The sequence below is a fragment of the Limnohabitans sp. genome (genome assembly GCF_044361985.1).
Taxonomy (GTDB): Bacteria; Pseudomonadota; Gammaproteobacteria; order Burkholderiales; family Burkholderiaceae_C; genus Limnohabitans_A.
The window spans coordinates 1-2,915 of the sequence record NZ_JBIKHV010000181.1; the positions used below are offsets into that span (position 1 = coordinate 1).

Here is a 2,915-nt window from a genome sequence, read left to right on the forward strand (position 1 = left end):
ATCGAGAAACAAGGCGACGCGACGCTGGGCGATGTGCTCAAGCGCTTGCCAGGCGTGACGGTGCAAGGTGCGCCTGGTCGCGGCGGGGCCATCCGCATGCGGGGCTTGGGCGGGGGTTACACGCAAATTTTGCTGGACGGGGAGCGCATGCCGCCGGGTTTTTCGGTCGATTCGTTGACCCCCGAGCAGGTGGAAAGAATTGAAATCTTGCGTGCGCCAACCGCTGAAACTGGGGCCCGTGCGATTGCCGGCACCATCAACATCGTGCTGCGCGAAGGGCAAAAAGCCAACCCGGACGATTTGAAACTCACACGCAGTCAGGAGCACGGGCAAGGCTCCAGCCAGCTCAACTGGGTGCACAACCTTAAAACTGAGCCCCTGAACGGAACCTTCACGCTGTCGGCGATGGACAACCGGCGGGCTGATGAAAGTGTGACTGTCACGGAATCTTCAGAAAATACGGACCGTGTTCGGGAAAACAGCAGCGAAGGGCATCGGCAGGCGATTCATGCCAACGCCCGCTTGCAATGGAAAGGCGAGAAAGGCAGGAGTCTCACCTTGATGCCTTTTGTGATCGGCTCCGACTGGCGCAGCCAGACAAATGCTCGGGTCACAACCCTTGAAAGCCCTTTTGTAAGTGACAGCATCCAATCGGTCACCCACAGTCGTTTTTCGATGGGAAGACTCAATGGTCAATGGGCTGAGCGCTTGTCCGCCGATGACCGGCTGGAAGTGCGATTTGGTCTGGGTGAGTCCAGGTATGACTACCGCCTGGACCAGACGGGCGCTGCTGGTGCGCTGAGCGGTAGCGGACAGCCACTTTTGCGCAATGGTTTTGAGACTCAAAATTTTGTCGACAGAAGTGCCAGCTTGAACGGCAAATGGACGCGTACCCTGGACAACGGGCATCAGATTGTCAGTGGATTGGAGTTGGAGCAGGTGCGCCGGGATGAAAAAGGCAATGCTGCGAGCTTGGAAGACGGCGGAGACCTGAATGCCAAAACACGCCGCTGGGCGGCCTACACGCAAGACGAATTCAAGATCAATGCCAATTGGTCTGCTTATGGGGGGCTGCGCTACGAAAGTATCCTGACTGAAGGCGCTCTCAATGATGTTCTCAAACGCAATGAAAGTGCAGTCTGGACGCCTTTGCTGCATGCGGTCTGGAAACCAGATGCAAAAAAGCGTGACCAAATTCGCATGAGTTTGACCCGCAGCTACAAAACACCAACCCTTTACAACCTGGTGGCGCGCTACGTGCCCTCCTTGGGTGAAAACAGCTGGACTCAGCCTGACCGCACGGGCAATCCTGACTTGAAGCCAGAGCTGGCAACAGGTGTGGATGTGGCTTTTGAGCGTTATCTGGACCAGGGTGGCGTGCTCAGCGCCAATGTGTTTCACCGAAACATCACCGACTTAATCCGTTACACCACCGCTTACAACAGTGCGACACAGCGCTATATTTCTTCGCCTGCCAACGTCGGCGACGCCTACACCCAAGGCATTGAGCTGGAAGCCAAATTTCGCTTGAATCAGGCCTGGGCTGAGGCCTGGCCTGTCGACATCCGCGCCAACACCAGCTTCTTCCGTTCCAAAGTCAAAGAGGTGCCTGGCCCCAACAACCGCCTGGACCAGCAGCCCAACATGACTGCCAATTTGGGGGGCGATTACCGCTTGCGTGGCTTGCCGCTGACGCTGGGGGGAAATGTCAACTGGAACCCTGATTACGACACTCGGCGCAGCCAGGAGCAACTGTCTTACCAAGGCATCAAGCGCGTGGTCGATATGTATGGCCTGTGGCGTTTTTCGACTGCCACGGCTTTGCGCCTGACTGTCAGCAACCTGCTGCCGCGCGATTATCGGACCGCGACCACCTTCGACAACGGTACGCTGCGTGAAACAGCACGAACCACAGACCGCAACTGGCGCAACCTTCAGCTGCGGCTGGAAATGAAAATCTGATTTTTACGTGTTGCCAGACGGCACCAGCGTGTCGCGGGTTTGGCTGCTACGGGTCCGGGCTTGTGCCAAGATGCACACCTCATTCCATTGGAGACTCCCATGCCCACCAAAGACGCCGCCTGGCACGACCGCATGTACAACAACCGGGCGCTGGTGCCTGATTTTGCGGACCATTTCGCCCATTGGACAAATGCATCAGCCCAGGCCCGCGATGCGTTGAAGCCGCAAGTCGATGTGCGCTATGGCGAGGGTCCCAACGAGACCCTGGACATCTTTGCTGCTGCCCGCGCCGATGCACCCGTGGTGATCTTTATCCATGGGGGCTACTGGCGCAGCCTCGACAAATCAGACCATTCTTTCGTGGCCCCTGCACTGCGGGACATGGGCGCTTGCGTGGTGGTGGTCAATTACGCTTTGTGCCCAGGCACAAGCGAGCAGCCTGTGACTGTGCCCGACATTGCCTTGCAAATGGCCAAAGCCACAGCCTGGGTCTGGCGACACATTGCCGCGCACGGCGGGGATCGCCGCAACATCACCGTGATCGGCCATTCGGCAGGTGGGCATTTGGCGGCCATGCTGCTGGCCTGTGACTGGAAGAAACTGGGCCGTGACTTGCCCGCGGGTCTGGTGCGCAAAGCCCTGTCGATCTCGGGTCTGTTTGATCTGGATCCTGTGCGCAAAACACTTTTTGTACAGGGCGACCTGAAGCTCACCCCGGCCCATGTGCGCATGGCCAGCCCTGCCAAATGGCAGCGACCGCGCAAAGGGGTGCTTTTTACCGTGGTAGGTGGCGATGAGAGCCCAGAATTTTTGCGCCACAACCGCTTGATCCATCAAGCCTGGGGCCCCAAGACCGTGCCCGTGTGCGAGGCCTTGCCAGGCATGAACCACTTCAGCGTGGTGACCGACCTGACCCGCCCTGGCACGCGTTTGAATGGACTGGCCCTAGCCCT

General features: G+C 58.4%; 2 protein-coding genes. Both read left to right on the forward strand.

What is annotated here, in order from left to right; genetic code table 11:
* A partial coding sequence (locus ACIQ3A_RS14795) for a TonB-dependent receptor plug domain-containing protein (protein WP_396432487.1) occupies window positions 1–1,962 on the forward strand: 1,962 nt, incomplete at its 5' end.
* Between the two features lie 99 nt (window positions 1,963–2,061).
* On the forward strand, window positions 2,062–2,915 hold an 854-nt coding region (locus ACIQ3A_RS14800), incomplete at its 3' end, for an alpha/beta hydrolase (RefSeq protein WP_396432488.1).